This is a genomic window from Porphyromonas sp. COT-052 OH4946, assembly GCF_000765965.1.
In the GTDB taxonomy this organism is placed as follows: domain Bacteria; phylum Bacteroidota; class Bacteroidia; order Bacteroidales; family Porphyromonadaceae; genus Porphyromonas; species Porphyromonas gulae.
Map to the genome: position 1 here is coordinate 1 of NZ_JQZY01000022.1, position 19,496 is coordinate 19,496.

The following is a 19,496-nucleotide window of genomic DNA, read 5'->3' on the forward strand; positions in this document are numbered from 1 at the left end:
CCTCTAGGATGGCAAGGCGTTCAAAGTTGCTTAAATGTTTGCCCATAATGGATACTGGTTGCATCCCGCCAACTGTCAACTTTTTTCAGTACACGTCAGACGTTTTTCCGGTTCGTAAACGTGCGGCAGAAAAAAATTGCCGAACGAACTATTGCGTAATTGGATTTTGTTTCTACCTTTGCAATCGCAAAAGAGCAATGGGCAGTTACCAGAGTGGCCAAATGGGGCTGACTGTAACTCAGCTGGCTTACGCCTTCGGTGGTTCGAATCCATCACTGCCCACTCTTCGCTTTTGCAAAGACAAGCGTTAAGGTCGCGGAAGTAGCTCAGTCGATAGAGCATCAGCCTTCCAAGCTGAGGGTCGCGGGTTTGAGCCCCGTCTTCCGCTCTTTTTGAAATCAGGGGCCCGGATGGTGGAATGGTAGACACGAAGGACTTAAAATCCTTTGGCCATTATCGGCTGTGCGGGTTCAAGTCCCGCTCCGGGTACGTGGTTTCGTTTTCTTTTTCTGCCGAAGTACTATTTCGGGATAGACTGCGGAAGTAGCTCAGTTGGTAGAGCATAACCTTGCCAAGGTTAGGGTCGCGGGTTCGAGTCCCGTCTTCCGCTCAACTTCGAAAGCGATAAGGGAGCATCTAAAACTACAGGTCTTGTAATTTCCCCCAAAGTCGATTCATCTCCTTTTCCCCTCACATTTTCTTCCCCCACCTATTTTTCTATTTGCCTTTGGGTAGATTCTTTTGCGTCTATCGTATTCGTAGAGAGTCGGGCACCGAAAGCGTTCCTTTCCGAAATTGTCGGCAGAGACACATATCGCCCCGAGGGCTTCTCTTGGGATCAATCCAAAAACTTCTTTATCAAGCCTTTTATCCTGTGTCATTATGACATGCGGACTGAGGTTTTTCGGGGATCGTTGGTTTCGAACCTCTTTAGGTATTACTTTTGTTACGATGGAATTTCGGTTCCATTTTGGTGGAAAAGAAAGAGGAAGGGACAAACGATTTTCCCCGCCCCATACGTTAATAGATCATGAAGGAAGTCATTCCCCGAAAGAACAAGCATATGAAGTCCAACGGTATATACAGATTGTCATTCATCCTGCTATCCTGTCTGGTGTGCATCCAGGCAGCTATGGCGCAGAGCGTCAGAGTGTCGGGCTATGTCCTCGACCGTGGGGACAAGCCGATCCCCTTCGCCGGCGTCAAAGTACGTGGCACGGGAACTGGTGCAACGACGAATCTGAAAGGGTACTATGAGTTTCGGATGAAGGCCATGACGGACAGCGTCACCATCGAGTTCAGCTCCATGGGCTATCAGGGGGTAAGCCGCAGCCTTCCGTCCCTGACCAAGGACACTCGGCTGAACGTCCGTCTGGCAGAGGCCGAAATGGAGCTTTCGAGCGTGACGGTACAGGCCACAAAACGCAGGCTCAACACGATGGAGCGCGTCAATACGCGTGACATTCGCGTCAATGCGGGGCCTACGGGAGGAGTGGAATCGCTCATCAGCACCTATGCGGGAGTAACGCAGAACAATGAGCTAAGCTCGCAATACTCGGTTCGCGGAGGAAGCTACGATGAGAATATGGTGTACGTGAACGGAGTGGAGGTCTATCGCCCACTGCTGGTTCGTTCGGCGCAGCAGGAAGGCTTGAGCTTCGTCAATCCGGATCTGACACAGTCCGTACAGTTCTCCGCCGGTGGATTCACCGCCGACTACGGCGACAAGATGTCCTCCGTACTGGACATTCGCTACAAGCAGCCACAGGAGAGAGAGGGGGCAGTACTCCTCGGCATGCTTCAATCGAGTGCCTACTATGGCAGCAGTGCCGGAGCTTTCAGCCAGATCACGGGCGTACGCTACAAGAGTGCCAAATCGCTCTTGGGCACTACTGACACGAAAGCCGAATACGATCCGATCTACGCGGACGGACAGACATTCATGACGTACCGCTTCAATCCCAATCTATCGGTCAGTTTCCTCGGCAACATCTCGCAAACACGCTACAAATTTATCCCCCAGACACGCGAGACGAGCTTCGGCACACTGAGCGATGCCAAAAAGCTGAAGATATTTTTCGACGGGCAGGAACAGGATCGTTTCCTCACCTACTTCGGTGCATTCAGCATGAACTTCGTACCGGACGACAAACAGCGGCATACGGTTACGCTCTCTGCCTTCAACAGTAGCGAACGAGAGACCTACGATATTCTGGGAGAATACTTCCTGAACGATGTGCAGCTGGGGGCGGATGGAACTGCTTCGACAGCTTCGGACTCGGAGAGCTCTAACGGCCTGGGCATCGGGCGCAATCACGAGCATGCACGCAACAGGCTGAACTACCGCGTGCTGAACATGGGTTACAGAGGGGAGATAAAGCTGAGCGAGAAGCACCGCCTGCAAGCGGGCGTATCGGCACAGATGGAGAAAATAGCCGACCATATCAGCGAATGGGAGCGGAGGGATTCGGTAGGGTACAACCTACCCCACTCGGAGAGCGTATTGCTGATGTACAACAATCTATTTGCCGATACGGAGATGAAGGGAACGCGTCTGTCGGCATTCGTACAGGATCGATTCAACTTCAGCATGGGAGGAGGTACATTTTCTCTCATTCCGGGTATCAGAGCTTCGTGGTGGAGCTTCAACAAGGAATTGCTCGTCAGCCCACGTATCAGCATGGGTTATTCTCCCGAAAGCAACCCGGCTTTGGTACTGCGTGCAGCTGCCGGACTTTATTATCAGGCACCGTTCTACAAAGAGCTAAGGCAGACACATAAGGATGCCGAAGGCAATAACGTGGTTGTCCTCAACGAGAAGATTCGCTCTCAGGGAGCTTTTCACATTCTCGCAGGGGCGGACTATACTTTCGAAATGGGTGGGCGTAAGTACAAGTTTACGGCAGAGGCTTACTACAAGAGTCTATTCAACATCAACCCCTATATAATAGAGAACGTGAAGATCCGCTATCTGGGCGAAAACATCGGTTCGGGTTATGCTGCGGGTATCGATCTGAAGCTATTCGGCGAACTGGTACCCGGAGTGGACTCGTGGCTGACGGCTTCCATTATCAAAGCCCGTCAGAAACTGGATGGCTACGGTTCGCTACCTCTGATGAATGCCCCTGCTTACAACTTCTCCTTCTTCCTTCAGGAGTACGTGCCGGGCAACAAACGCATCACAGCTACCCTGCGAGCTGCACTGAGCGGAGGATTGCCACAGCTCAATCCGAGCAAAGGACTTAGCTCACCGGCCTTTACCGCGCCGGCCTATAAGCGCGTCGATCTGGGGGTAATGTACAAATGGCTCGATCCGGACGACTCCTTTGCTCGCCGGAGCAAATGGCTAACAGGAGTAAAAGGGGCCTACATAGGAGCCGACCTCTTCAATCTGTTCGACATGACCAACGTCAATTCTTACTACTGGGTGTCGGATGCCTACCAACAGCAATACGCCGTACCGAACTACCTGACACGTCGCCAGTTCAATCTGCGTCTCCTCGTCGAATTCTAAAGGTTCCATACACACTGATGGATGCTCTGCCCGATAATTGGCCGATCGTATAGGGAGCTTTCTAACGAGGATTCGACAGAAATCGGAATATCTTTCTGATCAAAAACAAAAAGAGCTGCGCCGAAACTTCCATTTCGGCGCAGCTCCAATGATGGCGCAACAAGAGGATTTTCTCTCTTTATTCTGCTGTGGTTTTGCCCTTGATCTCTTTGCGATAGTGATCGTTTAGGAATTTCACCACATCGTCGGTGATGTCCAGCGTGCTGTCTGCATACAGCAAGTTTTCAAGACCTACGTTGGTAAGTATATAGCGGTATTTACCGTCCTTATTCATTTCGCTCACTTGTTCGCGTACTATGCGGTACATTTTATCATTAGCTTCCGCCTGTTTGTTGGCCAGATTTTGCGTCATGCTGAGTTCTAACCTTTGGCCTTCTTCTTGCATCTTCAGAATTTTCTCCTGTTCTGCTCGGGCAGCATCTTCACTGGTGAATGCATTTATACGCAAGCGGCGCTGAAAGTCTTCTGCAGCTTTCTGCATGGCAGTCATCTTGGTTGCCAAAGTCCTTTGGTTCTGCTCTGCTTCAGCTGCAAGCTGTTTGTTGATGTCGCGATAGTATTCGTATTGCGAGGCCAAGCTATCCATCCTTACGAAAGCAATAGGCAGAGTAGCGGCAGCTTGTTCTGCCTTAGGATTCGTTGTCTTGGCTTTTGATGCGGACGAACGCGGCATCATAATGAAGAGGATGATAATGGCAACGGCCAGTACAGCCTCGATGACATAATGGATCTGTTTCATTTGTGAATGGGATATGTTTTTTTGTTTCGTTATTATTCGAGTTCCTTGATTCGATCTTCGAGATTGCGGTGATGTTGGGCTTCGAAGTGCTGTGCCGTATGGCAGCCGATCCCTCTGTCTTGCATTGCCTTGTTGCTGCCTACATGGGTACCGGGAAACTTCCCGCCACGACGGAAAAACACACGTATGCCCAACAGGACAAAAGCCAGTCCTACCAACAAGAGAGAAGCCAAAAGAATTGTAGTCATTTATTGCTATATTTGCGGAATACAAAGGTAAGACTTTCTTACCCACAGAGAAGCACATCTAATAACTCATAGTAATAACAATGAACATTACAGATCTCAAACCCACTAAAGTGTGGAAGTTTTTCCACGAAATCACTCAAGTGCCACGTCCTTCCAAGAAAGAAGAGAAGATCCTGGCTTACCTTGTGAAATTTGCAGAAGATCGCAACCTCAAATATCGTACAGACGAGGTAGGCAATCTCGTAATTGAGAAGCCGGCAACACCCGGATACGAACACCTCGAAACGGTCATCCTTCAGAGCCATATGGATATGGTGTGCGAGAAAAATGCCGACAAGATTCATGACTTCGAAAACGACCCCATCCGCACGATTATCGATGGTGAATGGCTACGCGCTGATGGTACTACACTTGGTGCCGACAACGGTATCGGTTGTGCTGCCGAATTGGCCATTTTGGATTCTGACGATATAGAGCACGGCCCGATCGAATGCCTCTTCACGATGGACGAAGAGACGGGTATGACCGGTGCCATGAACCTAAAGCCCGGATTTTTCAATGGAAAGATCCTGCTCAACCTCGACAGCGAAGATGAGGGCGAACTCTTCATCGGATGTGCCGGAGGTATGGGAACCATGGCCGAATTTGCGTACGAAAAACGTGAAACGACTGATGACTATCTCTACTTCGAGGTAAAAGTCAGCGGCCTCAAAGGCGGTCATTCCGGCGGTGAGATTCACATCGGCCTCGGCAATGCCAACAAGATTCTGACTCGCTATCTCTATGCTCTTGAGCGCGAATTGGATTGGAAGCTGTGTTCTTTCCAAGGAGGAAACCTGCACAATGCCATTCCGCGCGAAGCTCATGCTGTTATCGGACTGAAGGCTGATCAGAAAGAGCGCGCACGAGTTATCCTGAACGAACTTGCTGCTGCAGTGGAGGACGAACTCAAGCGTGTAGATCCGGGTGTGAAGCTCGAAATGAAATCGGCAGAAAAGCCTGCATACCGTATCGATTGTGACACGAAGCGTCGTCTTGTTCGCGCTCTATATGCTTGCCCTCACGGTGTTTATGGCATGAGCCATGATATCGAAGGTTTGGTAGAAACGTCTTCAAACTTGGCTTCTGTAAAGATGAAAGAAGATGATAAGATCTATGTGGAGACCAGCCAAAGAAGCTCGACATCATCTCTTATCAGCGATATAGCCAATACAGTGGCATCCGTATTCGAACTTGCCGGTGCTAAAATCAGCTTCCGCGATCCGTACCCCGGCTGGAAACCCAATCCCGATTCGCCGATTTTGAAAGCGGCATCCGAATCGTACGAGCGCGTTTTCGGCCGCAAGCCTGCTGTAAAAGCAATCCACGCAGGTTTGGAATGTGGTCTCTTCCTGGATAAGTACCCCTACCTCGATATGGTTTCATTCGGTCCTACTCTCCGAGATGTACACTCTCCCGTAGAGAAGATCGAAATCAAGACGGTTCAACTTTGGTGGGATCACTTGGTCGATATACTGAAACATATCCCCGCAGCCAAATAAAACAAGCCGGAATTTTTCCTCCGGAGAATAACCCAGAAGGGTGTGTTGAAATCGCAATCTAAAAGAGACGATTTTGGCACACCCTTTTCATATTATAGGACAACCATAAGAAAGGCATACATATTATTTTATCAGTATGTAGGTGGAACTTGTGGGACGATAATGTACTATTGACATATAAAAAAGACTGAATTGTATACTGTAGTTCGACCTTTTTATCGTTTCTTTGTATTGGTCTGTTTGCCCGTTTTCTATCTCAGAATGAAAAGGGAAACCGCATAAAGCCTATAGGGTGGGCAGCATGTAGAGCCGATTTACTTCTCTTTGCAGGCAGATGGATAGCATACCAAACGATGAATATAGACAAGCATCTATGAACAGGTTTTCAAATCATTGGCCCTACATCTTCGTAGGGTTGGTACTTTGGTTTGTATCGATGAATCGGACTGTAGCACAAAACGCCTCCGAAAAGACGGTATTGTACGATACGGATACCATTGTACTCTCCGAAGCCGATGTGCTTCGGATCGCTCTCAGTGAGAATGCCACAGTGAAAGTGGCCGATATGGATGTACGCAAACAGGAATATGCACGCAGAGCAGCACGTGCCGATCTCCTTCCGAAAGTAGACCTCAATGGCGTTTACAGCTATACGCTGAAGAAGCAGGTCTTATATATAGATATGCCCGGCTTCAGTAGTGGCGATGGTATCGAAGTGGGGCGTACACACAATACGCAAGGAAGTCTGAATGTCTCCATGCCTTTGGTATCGGCACAGCTTTGGAAAAGCATAGCCATGACGGGTGAACAACTCGATCTGGCTCTGGAGAAAGCTCGCAGCTCCCGAATCGATTTGGTAGCAGAGGTAAAGAAGGCTTATCTCGGTGTGCTGTTGGCTGAGGACTCTTATAGCGTATTCAAGCGCAGCTATGACAATGCTTTGGCCAATTATAAGAACATATCCGACAAATTCGACCGTGGACTTGTGGCCGAGTATGACAAGATTCGCGCCAATGTACAGGTACGCAACATCGAGCCTAACCTCCTGCAAGCGCAGAATTCCGTAGCCCTTGCTCTCTGGCAGCTCAAGGTACTGATGAGTATGGAAGTGGAGACTCCGATCAGACTCTCAGGCTCATTGTCTAACTATAAAGAACAGGTTTATACCGGCTATTTTGCTGCCGATACGCTTATTTCCAACAACTCCTCCCTACGTCAGCTCGACATACAGCGTCGTCTGGCTGTCAGTGCAGACAAGCTGAATAAGTACAGCTTCCTGCCTACACTCAATCTGGGAGGGCAATACACCTATTCACTCAACAGCAACGACTTCAAGTTCTGGGGCGAAGGACAACGCTGGACGCCTTTCTCCACCATATCGCTCAGCCTGAATATCCCTATTTTCAATGGAGGCAAGCGTCTGTATAACGTAAAGCAAAGTTCCTTGTCGATCCGTCAGATCGATCTGCAACGACGCCACATAGAGCAATCCATCCGAATGGGAATCAAGAATCAAAATGACCGTCTGCGTACCTGTATGCAGAGATTTGTAGCCTCGGAAGAGGCTGTCCGAAGCGCAGAAAAGGGCTATCAGATAGCAGAGAAACGCTATCAGACCGGCGAAGGCACTCTCGTCGAACTCAACGATGCCGATGTGGCTCTTTTGCAGGCTCGGCTCAATTATAATCAGGCCATATTTGACTTCATGATTGCAAAGGCCGAACTGGACAAGATGAACGGAATGGGGATTCCCGAACAATGAGCATTAAAAAGTAAATAGTAACAAAATACACCTGTATGATAAATATGAAAAGATCGAAAACACTGGGCAGGGCTATCCTCCTCATAATCCTGCCATTTCTTACTCTCACGGGCTGCAATGGCAAGAAAGAGAGCCGGCCGTCTGCTGCAGATTCGGCATCTATGGCAGCCAAATTGGTGGAAACAACTATAGTGAAGACCGACACGCTGAATGAAATACTGAGCTTCACAGCCACCGTCCGGGCAGAAGTGACCAACAACATTACTCCCCAGATGGGCAATAGGATCGTACGCCTTACGGCCGAAGTAGGTGATAGAGTGGGACGCGGACAGGTGCTCGCCGAACTGGACCGGAGCCAACTGACCCAAGCCAAAGTACAGCTGGAGAATACGCGCACCAACTTCCAACGTATGGATGAGCTGTACAAAATAGGCGGCATAGCCAAACAGCAGTGGGATGCACTCAAGACGCAGCTCGACGTAGCCGAAACTACATACAACAATCTGCTGGAGAACACCGTGCTCCGAAGCCCTATATCAGGTGTGATTACCGCACGCAATTATGATAGCGGCGATATGGCTTCTCCCACAAGACCTATATATGTGGTAGAACAGATAGCCCCCGTAAAGCTCCGCATCGATGTCTCCGAACAGTATTTCTCTCGCCTGAAAAAGGGTATGCCTGCCACTATTACGGTAGATGCCCTTCAAGGACAAATCTTCGAAGGCAAGATCTCCCTGGTCTATCCCGCCGTGGATGCTTCTACGCATACGATCGGCGTGGAGATACAGATTGCCAACAGAGATCAACAGCTTCGGCCGGGTATGTATGCCCGAGTAAATCTCGATTTCGGCCAGAAGTCAGCCATTATGGTGGAGGATTTGGCCGTAGTAAAACAGGTAGGCAGTGGTGAATTCTATGTGTTTGTAGTGGAAAAAGGAAAGGCTGTCCGCCGCATGGTGAAGGTCGGAGCCAGACAAAACGATAGCTATGAGATCATCGAAGGTCTCAATGTGGGAGAGACAGTGGTTACGGCCGGTATGAACAACCTCATGGATGGTCAGTCCGTCAGAATTAAAGAACAGAGCAAACTATGAGTATATACGAATCGGCTGTAAAAAAGCCGGTCACAACCATATTGATATTCGTGGCGATAGCTATTTTCGGGCTATTCTCACTGAGTCGTCTTTCCATAGACTTGTATCCCAAGATCGAGACGAGTAATATCATGGTCGTGACCTCCTATGCCGGAGCCAGTGCATCGGACATAGAGAACAACGTTACGAAGGTCTTGGAGAATACGCTCAACGGGGTCAGCAATCTCAAGCACATTACTTCGAAGAGCCGGGAGAATGCTTCCGTCATCACGCTCCAGTTCAATGAAGGTGTGGACATCGAAGTGGCTACCAATGATGTGCGCGACAAGCTCGATGCCGTCTCCAATTTCCTGCCCGACGATGTGAACAAACCGATGATCTTCAAGTTCGGCACCGATGATATTCCCATCACCATGCTATCCGTGCAGGCCAAAGAGAGTACGATGGCCCTGTCGAAGATCCTCGAAGACAAGGTCACGAATGCTCTGGCACGCCTCGATGGTGTAGGTGCGGTGAGCATTATGGGTACTGTGAAGCGGGAAATACAGGTGTACTGCGATCCGGCGAAACTGGAAGCATACAACCTGACCGTGGAGGCTGTGAGCCAAATCATATCGGCCGAGAACAAGAATGTGCCGGCCGGTCTGATCGATTTGGGCAATAAGACGAGTTCGATCCGCGTACAGGGTGAGTTTGCCGATGTACGCCAGCTGAACCAAATCGTAGTAGCCAGCATGGGTGGTCGCAACGTCTATCTGAGCGATGTGGCTCGTGTGGAGGATACACATGCCGAAAACGAACAGGAGAGCTACAACAACAATGTGCGTGGGGCTATGATCATGATCAACAAGCAGTCCGGAGCCAATTCTGTGGCTATCTCCCGTGCGGTCTATGATGCTCTACCCGAGATACAGGCTTCGCTCCCTTCGGACGTGAAGCTGGGCACCATTTTCGACACTTCGGACAACATCGTCAATACGATCAATAGTCTGCGCGATACGATTGCTATTACGTTCGTGATCGTTATCCTTGTGGTTCTGTTCTTCCTCGGACGATGGCGTGCCACATTTATCATCGGTTTGACGATCCCTATTTCACTGGTTGCCTCCTTTATCTACCTGATGGCTACAGGCAATACGTTGAATATCATTTCTCTCAGCTCCCTCTCTATCGCTATCGGTATGGTGGTGGACGATGCCATCGTGGTACTCGAAAATGTAACAACCCACATAGAACGGGGCAGCTATCCCAAGCAGGCAGCCATACATGGCACGAACGAAGTGGGGATCTCCGTCATAGCTTCCACACTGACGATGCTGGCCGTATTCCTCCCACTGACAATGATTCAGGGGCTTACGGGTATCCTATTCCGTCAGTTGGGTTGGATCGTGAGTATCATCATGATTATCTCTACGGTAGCTGCTCTCAGTCTGACGCCGATGCTCTGTTCGCAGTTGCTTCAGCGCGACAAAAAACAAGGGCGGCTGCAACAAAAGCTCTTTGCTCCGATCGAACGCTTTCTCGATTCGGTAGATCGAGTATATGAGCGTTTCTTGAATTGGACAGTGAGACACAGAGCCGTTACGATAGTCAGTGCTTTTATCATTTTTGCAGCAAGTCTGATGATGACGCCACTGCTCAAAACCGAATTCTTCCCTCAGTCCGACAACGGCTATATCCAGATTCAGGCAGAATATCCGGTAGGCACAGGAGTCAATCTGCCACGCGCTTTTGCTCTTCGTATGATCGACAGATGGGAGAACGAAATACCTGAAATCGACAGGACGAGCTTTAGTGTCGGTCAGGCCGAAGCATCCAGCATGTTTGCCGCCATGCAGGACAATGGCACGAATATCATCACTTTCCATATCGGTCTTACCGGACGCGATGAGAGAAAACGCTCCATGAATGAAGTGGCCGACCAAATGCGCATCATGCTGGCCGACTATCCTGAGATTGACAATTATAAGGTCACTCCGGGCGGAAGCGGTGGCGGTATGGGTGGACAACCCACAGTAAATCTGGATATATACGGCTATGACTTCAATAAAATGGGCGATCTCGCAGAGAGATTCAGTCGTCTGATGAAAGAGGATGGCAGATGTGCCCAAGCGATAATCAGCCGAAAAGACTACGTACCGGAGTATCAATTCGTATTTGATCGTACCAAATTGGCCGAAAACGGATTGAACAGCACCACGGCTGCCATGTTCCTGCGCAACCGTGTCAATGGCAGTGTGGCATCTACCTATCGTGAAGAAGGCGACGAGTACGATATTCGCGTGCGCCTGGCACCTGAGTTCCGACGATCATTGAGGGATTTGGAAAACATCCTCATCTATACGCCTCAGGGCAGAGGTATTCGCCTGGGAGAACTGGGCAGCATAGAAGAATTGTACACTCCTCCTACCATTGAGCGCAAGGATCGTCAGCGTGTCGTTACCGTAGCTTCCACGGCTGTCAAAGGAGCTGCATTGAGCGATTTGGTCGAAGTGGCTAAAGAAAAAATTGCACAGCTGGAGATTCCCGACGGAGTGGACTACAAAATCAGCGGTACATACGAGGATCAACAGAAGACATTTGCAGACTTGAGTACCCTCATGCTGCTGATCGTCATACTCGTCTTTATCGTCATGGCGGCACAGTTCGAGAGTCTCGTCGATCCTTTCGTGATCATGTTTTCCATACCCTTTGCTTTCACGGGAGTCATAGCCGGTCTTATCATTACCAATACCACTTTCAGTGCTATGTCCTTTATCGGTCTGATTATGCTCATGGGTATCGTGGTAAAGAACGGTATTGTGCTCATCGATTACACCCGCCTCTGTCGCGAGCGTGGTATGGGCATTCTCTCTGCTGTAGTACGAGCCGGCCGCTCACGTCTGCGTCCTGTGCTTATGACTACCCTGACTACCATATTGGGTATGGTGCCCATGGCCATCGGAATCGGAGAAGGGTCCGAACTCTGGCAGCCGATGGGGGTTACTGTGGCGTGGGGTCTGTCCGTCTCCACGCTGATTACGCTCATTATCGTCCCGACTGTTTATGCCGTATTTGCCTCCAACGGTATGAGAAGACAGCGTAGACTGCTGGCTAAGAAGTATACAAAAAAAGAAAACAAGAGCAGAGTATGGAACTGAAAATGATTTTCATCACCTATAATCAGGCTTATCACGATATTATCATTCGATTGCTGGGCCGACACAATCTCAAAGGATATACCTATTGGGAGACTGTCCGCGGTTGCGGTAGCGACACGGGCGAGCCTCATTTGGGCACTCATGCATGGCCTACACTCAATGGAGCCCTCATGATGGTTTGTCCTTCGGAGAAAGTGAAAACCATATTAGACACTCTGCGTATCCTCGATGCCGCCACTCCGGATCAGGGACTTCGAGCCTTTGTTTGGAATATCGAGCAAACAATCTGATCGGAGAGCCTCTCGACTTCCATCTCCTTAGTATATGGGGACTGCATCCAATAAGGTTTGGGTGCAGTCCTTTTTTATTGTCTTGCCTTGCCCTCCCATCTCACATTCGGCTGATTTACGCTCCGGAATCTTTCCGTTTACAGTCCCGCAAAACATGGCGCGAGAACTTTTTTCTTTTGGTCCGGGAAGTAAAAAATTCTCGCGCCAAAACGAAAAAGTTCTCGCGCCACTTTTCCAGGAATTACGCGCCGCAATCAGATCATTTCCGGTTCGAAACGCCTTGATGTAGACAGCAGGCTCTATCCGACATAGGATTCCCCCACAAATCGGACACAATTTAATCATATCAGACGCTCTCTTTTTTGTACTTTTGGGGGAACGAAATCCGAATACGACTTTTCGGTACAACCTTACAAACAATAATGAACCCTATCGCGTTAATCACCGGAGCCACCTCCGGCATCGGTGCAGCTTCGGCTCGCCGCCTGGCTTCGCTCGGCTATAACCTTATCATCACGGGACGACGTTCCGACCGGCTGCAAAGCATAACCGATGAAATAAGAGCAGAATACCCGATCGAAATACTGCCGCTCTCTTTCGATGTCCGCAGTCGTGAAGAAGTGGAGACCCATTTGGGCAATTTGCCTGATCCTTGGCAGTCTGTTTCTGTCCTTGTCAATAATGCCGGTTTGGCAGCGGGACTCGACCCCATACAGTCCGGTGACATTGAAGACTGGGAACGTATGATAGACACCAATATCAAAGGACTCCTCTACGTAACTCGCACAATCAGTCCGGGTATGATAGCCCGTGGCAGCGGACATATCATCAATATCGGGTCTATTGCCGGCAAGGAAGTATACTCCAACGGCAATGTCTATTGTGCCACGAAGCATGCCGTAGATGCTCTTTCGAAGGCGATGCGTATAGATATGCTTCCTTATGGCATCAAAGTCACACAGATTTGCCCCGGAGCAGTGGAGACGGAGTTTTCGCTGGTGCGCTTCCATGATGATCAGGCCAAGGCCGATGCTGTGTACAAGGGCTTCACGCCTCTCTGTGCAAGCGACATAGCGGAATGCATAGCGTCCGTGCTAAACCTGCCCGACAATATCTGCATCAACGATATGGTAGTGATGCCGAAGGCACAAGCAGGCAGCGGACACTTTTTCAAGCAAATTTGATCACAAAGCGACCAAACGATAGTCGTATTTGTTTGGTTATAGATATAGTTATCACATTATAAAAAGGAATATCATTATGCAAAAACAATTGTTGTTGGGGGTAGAAGCTATAGCCCAAGCTGCTTTGGATGCAGGCATATCCGGTGTATATGCCTATCCCGGTACTCCCTCTACGGAAATCACCGAGCATATCCAAAACTCTCGGATGGCTAAGGAAAGAAATGTCCATCGGGAATGGGCGGCAAACGAAAAGACCGCTATGGAATCGGCCCTCGGTATGTCCTACGCAGGCAAACGCGCTCTCGTATGTATGAAGCATGTGGGGATGAACGTAGCGGCAGACTGCTTTATGAATGCTGCCATCACGGGTGCCAACGGCGGTATGGTGATCGTTGCTGCCGACGACCCCTCTATGCACTCATCCCAGAACGAACAAGACTCCCGCGTGTATGGACAGTTTGCCATGATTCCTGTGATGGAGCCATCCAACCAACAGGAAGCTTACGACATGACGCGCCTTGCCTTCGACCTTTCCGAACGTTTGGGTACCCCCGTCATGATGCGTATTACGACTCGTCTGGCTCACTCTCGTGCCGGTGTCGTTCCGACCGAGCCGATCGGGGAGAACGGATTGCACCTGCCGGAAGACAAACGCCAGTACGTATTGCTTCCCGGTATTGCCAAGAAAAGATACAGAATCCTCCTCGACAAGCAGACCGATTTCGTACGGGAGTCCGAGAACTCGCCCTATACCGAATATATCGATGCCGCTGATAAGTCCAAGGGTATAGTGGCATGCGGTATCGCATACAACTACCTGATGGAGGCTTTCAAGGCTCAGGTGCCTTACCCTGTCCTCAAGGTGACGCAATATCCTATTCCTCACAAGCAGATGGAGCGATTGCTCAACGAATGCGGTGACATCGTAGTCATGGAAGAAGGCTATCCTGTAGTGGAGCAGCTGCTGAAGGGTTTCCCCGGTTTGGAGCGGATCAAAGGTCGTCTCGATGGCACATTGCCCCGTGATGGAGAGTTGAATCCGGATCATGTGGCAAAAGCTTTCAATATACCGGTCGTAGAGGGAGAACCTATCCCCGATCTCGTTGCAGCACGCCCGCCTGCCTTGTGCAAAGGCTGTAGCCATCGCGATGTGTACGATGCGTTGAACGAGGTTCTTACAGAATATCCCAACGGACGCGTCTTCTCCGATATCGGATGCTATACACTTGGTGCTTTGCCTCCTTATGAAGCCATCAATTCCTGTGTGGATATGGGGGCATCTATCACGATGGCCAAAGGGGCTGCCGATGCCGGCCTGTTCCCTGCTGTGGCTGTAATCGGCGACTCTACTTTCACACATTCCGGGATAACGGGTCTTCTTGATGCCGTCAATGAGAATAGCAACATTACGGTGATTATCTCCGACAATGAATCAATCTCCATGACCGGAGGTCAGCATTCGTCTGCATACGGCAAGGTAGAGGCCATCTGTCGCGGTATCGGAGTGGATCCGGATCACATCAAGGAGCTGTTGCCCGTACCCAAGAAACATGACGAACTATGCAGCATCATTCGGGAGGAAATCAACTATGAGGGTGTATCCGTCATCATTCCCCGTCGCGTCTGCATCCAAAAGCATGCTCGCGATGCCAAAGCTGTCAAACGTGCAAAGGCCAAGGAATAACCATTGAAGTAGGAGGAAATAAAGAAATGAAAACAGATATTATTTTGGCCGGTGTCGGAGGCCAAGGCATTTTGTCCATTGCAGCAGCTATCGGTTCGGCTGCTCTGACCAACAATTTGTATTTGAAGCAGGCCGAAACCCACGGCATGAGCCAGCGAGGTGGCGACGTACAGTCTTTCCTGCGCCTGTCGGATGCACCCATTTACTCTGACCTGATTCCTATCGGGGGAGCGGATCTTATCCTCTCCGTGGAGCCGATGGAAGCATTGCGCTATCTTCCTTATTTGAAGCCTGACGGTTATGTGGTGACCAATACGGTTCCGTTTATCAACATCCCGAACTATCCCGAGACTACGTCAGTTATCTCCAAGATCGAATCTCTTCCCCACCACGTTCTGATCGATGCGGACAGCATCGCCCGTGATGAGGTAGGCAATGTCCGTGCTTCCAACTTCGTGATGCTCGGTGCCGCTTCTCCCTTTATCGAGATTCCTTTCGACTATCTGGCAGGCGGTATCGAAGCTATTTTCAGCCGCAAAGGACAAGAGGTGGTGGATATGAACCTCAAGGCACTGAATGCGGGACGAGAGTTCGCCCTCCGATACGCAGCAGGGAAATAAAGGGTAGAAGAGGGAGTCCCTCCTTTTTACCGAACTTTTCCTTACCCATTCAAGTGAAATAAGAAAAGGATGCATCATGCTCTTTGGGCATAAGGAAAGAGGGTGTGTGAAAATCGTGATCAAACGATTTTAGCATACCCTCTATCTTTTTGAATCAGTTTCTCGCGGAATATCTCTCGTCTTTTGATGACAGAGCCTTCTCTTGCGACTTCCTACGACGAGGTCTTTGCACTCGATACTATAAGCCTCCACACTTGATACTATAATACTATAAAGTCCTCAGGCTTCCTTTTGGGGACAGTCTTTCTGCGATACCGCAACATTGATTCCGACAATTAAACGGTTGTCTTGCTATTTGTTCTTATATATATTAGGTGTCGATGCGATCGAAACTTTATGGAGATTCATGGCGTTTATGACAGATAAAGCAGCAAAGAAAAAATCGGATTATAGCGTTTTGCCTTTAAACTGTTTTTGTCGTATCATTGCAGACTGAAAAATAACAGAGAATAAGCATAACACAAACAAGAAAATGAAGAAGTTTCACAAATTTCTCCTGCAGTTAGGGTTGTCAGCATTCGTTGGAATAGCAACGGTGCTAACTGCTTCTGCACAAATTTCTTTCGGAGGAGAGCCTTTGAGTTTCTCCTCAGAATCAGCACGAACGCATTCATTCGACGATGCAATGACAGTTCGCCTTACTCCGGACTTCAATCCTGAAGACCTGATAGCTCGGAGCCGTTGGCAATCTCAAAGAGATGGACGTCCCGTACAGATAGGACAGGTAATACCCGTGGATGTGGACTTTGCATCCAAGGCCACACGCATCTCTTCGATCAGAGGAGCAGATGTATACCGTCTGCAATTCAAACTAGACGGAGCTAAGGCTATTACACTCTACTATGATGCGTTCAATATTCCGGAGGGTGGACGCCTCTATATCTATACGCCCGATCACGAAAATGTGTTAGGTGCATATACGAATGCCACTCATCGCCGTAACGAAGCGTTTGCTACCGAACCGGTACTCGGAAGCGAACTTATAATGGATTACGAAGTTCCTCGCGGAGGGGCTTTGCCTTACATCAAGATCTCCGGCGCAGGCTATATATTCGACAAAGTCGGCGGACGCCCCGTGACGGATGAACATTACGGGATCGGCGAGGACGACTCCGATTCGGACTGCGAAATCAACATCAATTGTCCTGAAGGAGCAGACTGGCAGACCGAGAAGAACGGTGTGGTGCAAATGATTATGGTACAAGGACCGTATATCTCAATGTGCTCGGGCAACCTGCTCAATAATACAAAGGGAGACTTTACCCCGCTGATCATTTCTGCCGGACACTGTGCTTCCTTAACGACCAATTTCGGTGTAACACAATCCGATTTAAATAAGTGGATCTTCACTTTCCACTATGAAAAAAGAGGATGCAGCAATGGTACATTGGCTATCTTCCGTGGCAACAGTATCATCGGAGCTTCCATGAAGGCATTCCTTCCGATCAAAGGCAAATCCGATGGTCTCCTGCTGCAACTCAACGACCAAATACCTCTGCGATATCGCGTCTACTACAATGGTTGGAACAGCACGAGTGAAATCCCTTCAAGCGGAGCCGGCATTCATCATCCTGCTGGAGATGCTATGAAGATCTCTATCCTGAAGAAAGCTCCGACCCTGAATACATGGATCACCCCCAGCGGATCTGGAGGCACAAACGATCACTTCTATTTCAAATATGATCAAGGAGGTACAGAAGGAGGATCATCGGGTTCTTCTCTCTTCAATCAGAATAAGCACGTGGTCGGTACACTGACCGGGGGCGCCGGCAATTGTGGTGGGACAGAGTTCTACGGAAGGATGAACAGCCATTGGAATAAATACGCTTCCGAGGGCGATAAAAGCCGTATGGACATCTATCTGGATCCCCAAAATAATGGACAGACAATGGTTCTCAACGGCACATACAGAGATGGCTATAAGCCTTTGCCTTCTGTACCCCAGTTATTGTTGCAGTCTAAAGGCGATCATGTCGAATTGGATTGGACGGCTGTTCCTGCTGATCAATATCCGTCATCTTATCAGGTCGAATATCACATATTCCGAGATGGCACCGAAATAGCTACGACAAAGGAATTGTCCTATTCGGATCCAATCGATGAAAGCATTATCGGTAGCGGTATCATTCGCTACGAAGTAAGTGCACGCTTCATTTATCCCTCGCCCCTGGATGGAGTCGAAGCTTATAAGGACACGGATAAGACTTCTGCCGACATTGCCATTGGAGACATTCAGACCAAACTCAAGCCAACCGTAACGCCTCTCCCCGAAGGAGGAGTATCATTAAGCTGGAAAGTTCCTTTCTTAAGCCAGTTGGTTTCCCGATTCGGAGAAAATCCCAACCATATATTCAAAACCTTCGACGTGCCCTATGTCTCTGCCGCAGCAGCACAAACTCCCAATCCTCCCGTTGGCGTAGTCATTGCAGACAAGTTTATGGCCGGTACATATCCGGAAAAGGCTGCTATCGCTGCTGTCTATGTAATGCCATCCGCTCCGGACTCTACTTTCTTCCTCTTCCTCAAGAGCAACACAAACAGAAGATTACAAAAGGTGACAACTCCATCCGATTGGCAGCCTGGAACATGGTTGAGGATCGATTTGGATAGGCCATTCCCGGTGAATAATGACCACATGCTTTTTGCTGGTATCAGAATGCCCAATAAGTACAAGATCAACCGTGCTATCCGTTACGTAAGAAACCCGGATAACTTGTTCTCCATCACCGGTAAGAAGATTTCATATAACAATGGAGTTTCTTTCGAAGGCTACGGAATACCCTCGCTTTTGGGCTATATGGCTATCAAATATTTGGTTGTAAATACCGATGCTCCGAAGATCGACATGTCGCTCGTACAGGAACCCTATGCTAAGGGAACGAACGTAGCTCCATTCCCCGAATTGGTCGGCATATATATCTATAAGAACGGAACATTCATCGGTACACAGGATCCATCTGTCACAACTTATTCGGTTACAGATGGGACAGAGAGCGATGAATACGAAATAAAACTGGTATATAAGGGATCGGGTATTCCGAATAGCGTTGTACAGATTGAGAATAACAATGCTGTCGTTGCATATCCATCTGTTGTAACAGATCGTTTCAGCATCAAGAATGCTCATATCGTTCACGCTGCCGCTCTCTACTCATTGGATGGCAAACTGGTTCGTTCTTGGAACAACCTCCGCAATGGTGTGACATTCAGTGTTCAAGGGCTGACAGCCGGCTCCTATATGCTCGTTATGCAAACGGCAAGCGGACCCGTCAACCAAAAGATCGTAAAGAAGTAGAGAGCCATTTCTCTAACTTGAATACATAAACCGATGAGGGGGCTGTGTCAAAATTCATTTTTGGCGCAGCCTCCTTTTTTATTCCTCATGCAACAACAAAACCCCAACTTTCACAAGATAGGGCTTCATTCATTCACTAAGTTTGAGTAACTTAGCAAATATCAATTATTTAGTCGTCCCTTAAAATTCTTTTTAATCTCTGATATTCAGCAAATTAGTTTGCGAATATCTTTGCTAAATCTGCAAGTTTTCTTATCTTCAT

14 protein-coding genes and 4 tRNA genes are annotated in these 19,496 nt (G+C 48.9%); 15 read left to right on the forward strand and 3 right to left on the reverse strand.

The window, feature by feature from the left end; all coding sequences use genetic code 11:
- The first annotated feature begins 199 nt into the window (after positions 1-199).
- From HQ50_RS08085 to HQ50_RS08105, 5 genes are all read left to right on the forward strand, one after another.
- Positions 200-282: transfer RNA gene (locus HQ50_RS08085), tRNA-Tyr, on the forward strand.
- A gap of 33 nt (positions 283-315) precedes the next feature.
- A tRNA-Gly gene (locus HQ50_RS08090) sits at positions 316-388 on the forward strand.
- 16 nt (positions 389-404) lie between these two features.
- Positions 405-489 (forward strand) — tRNA-Leu (locus HQ50_RS08095).
- Between the two features lie 48 nt (positions 490-537).
- A tRNA-Gly gene (locus tag HQ50_RS08100) sits at positions 538-610 on the forward strand.
- Between the two features lie 420 nt (positions 611-1,030).
- A complete protein-coding gene (locus HQ50_RS08105) occupies positions 1,031-3,514 on the forward strand; it encodes a TonB-dependent receptor (protein ID WP_052074925.1) in 2,484 nt (827 codons plus the stop codon).
- Positions 3,515-3,692: 178 nt separating this feature from the next.
- Here the strand turns inward: HQ50_RS08105 and HQ50_RS08110 are convergent, their stop codons facing one another.
- Positions 3,693-4,313, reverse strand: a complete 621-nt coding sequence (locus HQ50_RS08110; RefSeq protein WP_039429606.1) for an OmpH family outer membrane protein — start codon at positions 4,311-4,313, stop codon at positions 3,693-3,695.
- A gap of 32 nt (positions 4,314-4,345) precedes the next feature.
- Positions 4,346-4,561, reverse strand: coding sequence for a hypothetical protein (locus tag HQ50_RS08115; RefSeq protein WP_039418418.1), 216 nt, complete (start codon positions 4,559-4,561; stop codon positions 4,346-4,348).
- An 80-nt stretch (positions 4,562-4,641) separates the two neighbouring features.
- Between HQ50_RS08115 and HQ50_RS08120 the strand changes: the two genes are divergently transcribed.
- The 5 genes from HQ50_RS08120 (at position 4,642) to HQ50_RS08140 (ending at position 12,391) form a co-directional block, all read left to right on the forward strand.
- Positions 4,642-6,102, forward strand: coding sequence for an aminoacyl-histidine dipeptidase (locus HQ50_RS08120; protein ID WP_039429608.1), 1,461 nt, complete (start codon positions 4,642-4,644; stop codon positions 6,100-6,102).
- Between the two features lie 373 nt (positions 6,103-6,475).
- Positions 6,476-7,864 (forward strand): TolC family protein, encoded by a 1,389-nt coding sequence (locus tag HQ50_RS08125; RefSeq protein WP_039429620.1) that lies wholly within the window; start codon positions 6,476-6,478, stop codon positions 7,862-7,864.
- 44 nt (positions 7,865-7,908) lie between these two features.
- Complete coding sequence (locus tag HQ50_RS08130; protein ID WP_039418485.1) at positions 7,909-8,961, forward strand: efflux RND transporter periplasmic adaptor subunit; 1,053 nt, start codon at positions 7,909-7,911, stop codon at positions 8,959-8,961.
- Positions 8,958-12,101 carry an efflux RND transporter permease subunit gene (locus HQ50_RS08135; protein ID WP_039429611.1) on the forward strand — a complete coding sequence of 1,048 codons (3,144 nt, stop codon included), beginning with the start codon at positions 8,958-8,960 and terminating at the stop codon, positions 12,099-12,101. The genes HQ50_RS08130 and HQ50_RS08135 overlap by 4 nt, the downstream gene beginning before the upstream one ends.
- Positions 12,092-12,391 (forward strand): PG0541 family transporter-associated protein, encoded by a 300-nt coding sequence (locus HQ50_RS08140; RefSeq protein WP_081960070.1) that lies wholly within the window; start codon positions 12,092-12,094, stop codon positions 12,389-12,391. Before HQ50_RS08135 ends, HQ50_RS08140 begins: the two co-directional genes overlap by 10 nt.
- Positions 12,392-12,506: 115 nt before the next feature.
- On the opposite strand, the gene HQ50_RS12655 is transcribed toward HQ50_RS08140, so the two are convergent.
- Positions 12,507-12,599, reverse strand: a complete 93-nt coding sequence (locus HQ50_RS12655; RefSeq protein ID WP_161780808.1) for a DUF1661 domain-containing protein — start codon at positions 12,597-12,599, stop codon at positions 12,507-12,509.
- Between HQ50_RS12655 and HQ50_RS10850 the strand changes: the two genes are divergently transcribed.
- The 5 genes from HQ50_RS10850 to HQ50_RS08165 all read left to right on the forward strand — a co-directional run bounded on the left by HQ50_RS10850 (position 12,568) and on the right by HQ50_RS08165 (position 19,234).
- Positions 12,568-12,675, forward strand: coding sequence for a DUF1661 domain-containing protein (locus HQ50_RS10850; RefSeq protein ID WP_080637724.1), 108 nt, complete (start codon positions 12,568-12,570; stop codon positions 12,673-12,675). The genes HQ50_RS12655 and HQ50_RS10850 overlap by 32 nt on opposite strands.
- Before the next feature lie 138 nt (positions 12,676-12,813).
- Positions 12,814-13,575, forward strand: coding sequence for an SDR family oxidoreductase (locus HQ50_RS08150; RefSeq protein WP_018966036.1), 762 nt, complete (start codon positions 12,814-12,816; stop codon positions 13,573-13,575).
- A 76-nt stretch (positions 13,576-13,651) separates the two neighbouring features.
- Positions 13,652-15,259: a thiamine pyrophosphate-dependent enzyme gene (locus tag HQ50_RS08155; RefSeq protein ID WP_018966035.1), complete on the forward strand. Its 1,608-nt coding sequence runs from the start codon at positions 13,652-13,654 to the stop codon at positions 15,257-15,259.
- A gap of 26 nt (positions 15,260-15,285) precedes the next feature.
- Positions 15,286-15,879, forward strand: a complete 594-nt coding sequence (locus HQ50_RS08160; RefSeq protein ID WP_004585221.1) for an indolepyruvate oxidoreductase subunit beta — start codon at positions 15,286-15,288, stop codon at positions 15,877-15,879.
- Positions 15,880-16,411: 532 nt separating this feature from the next.
- On the forward strand, positions 16,412-19,234 hold the full coding sequence (locus HQ50_RS08165; protein WP_039418411.1) for a T9SS type A sorting domain-containing protein: 2,823 nt from the start codon (positions 16,412-16,414) through the stop codon (positions 19,232-19,234).
- Positions 19,235-19,496: the final 262 nt, after the last annotated feature.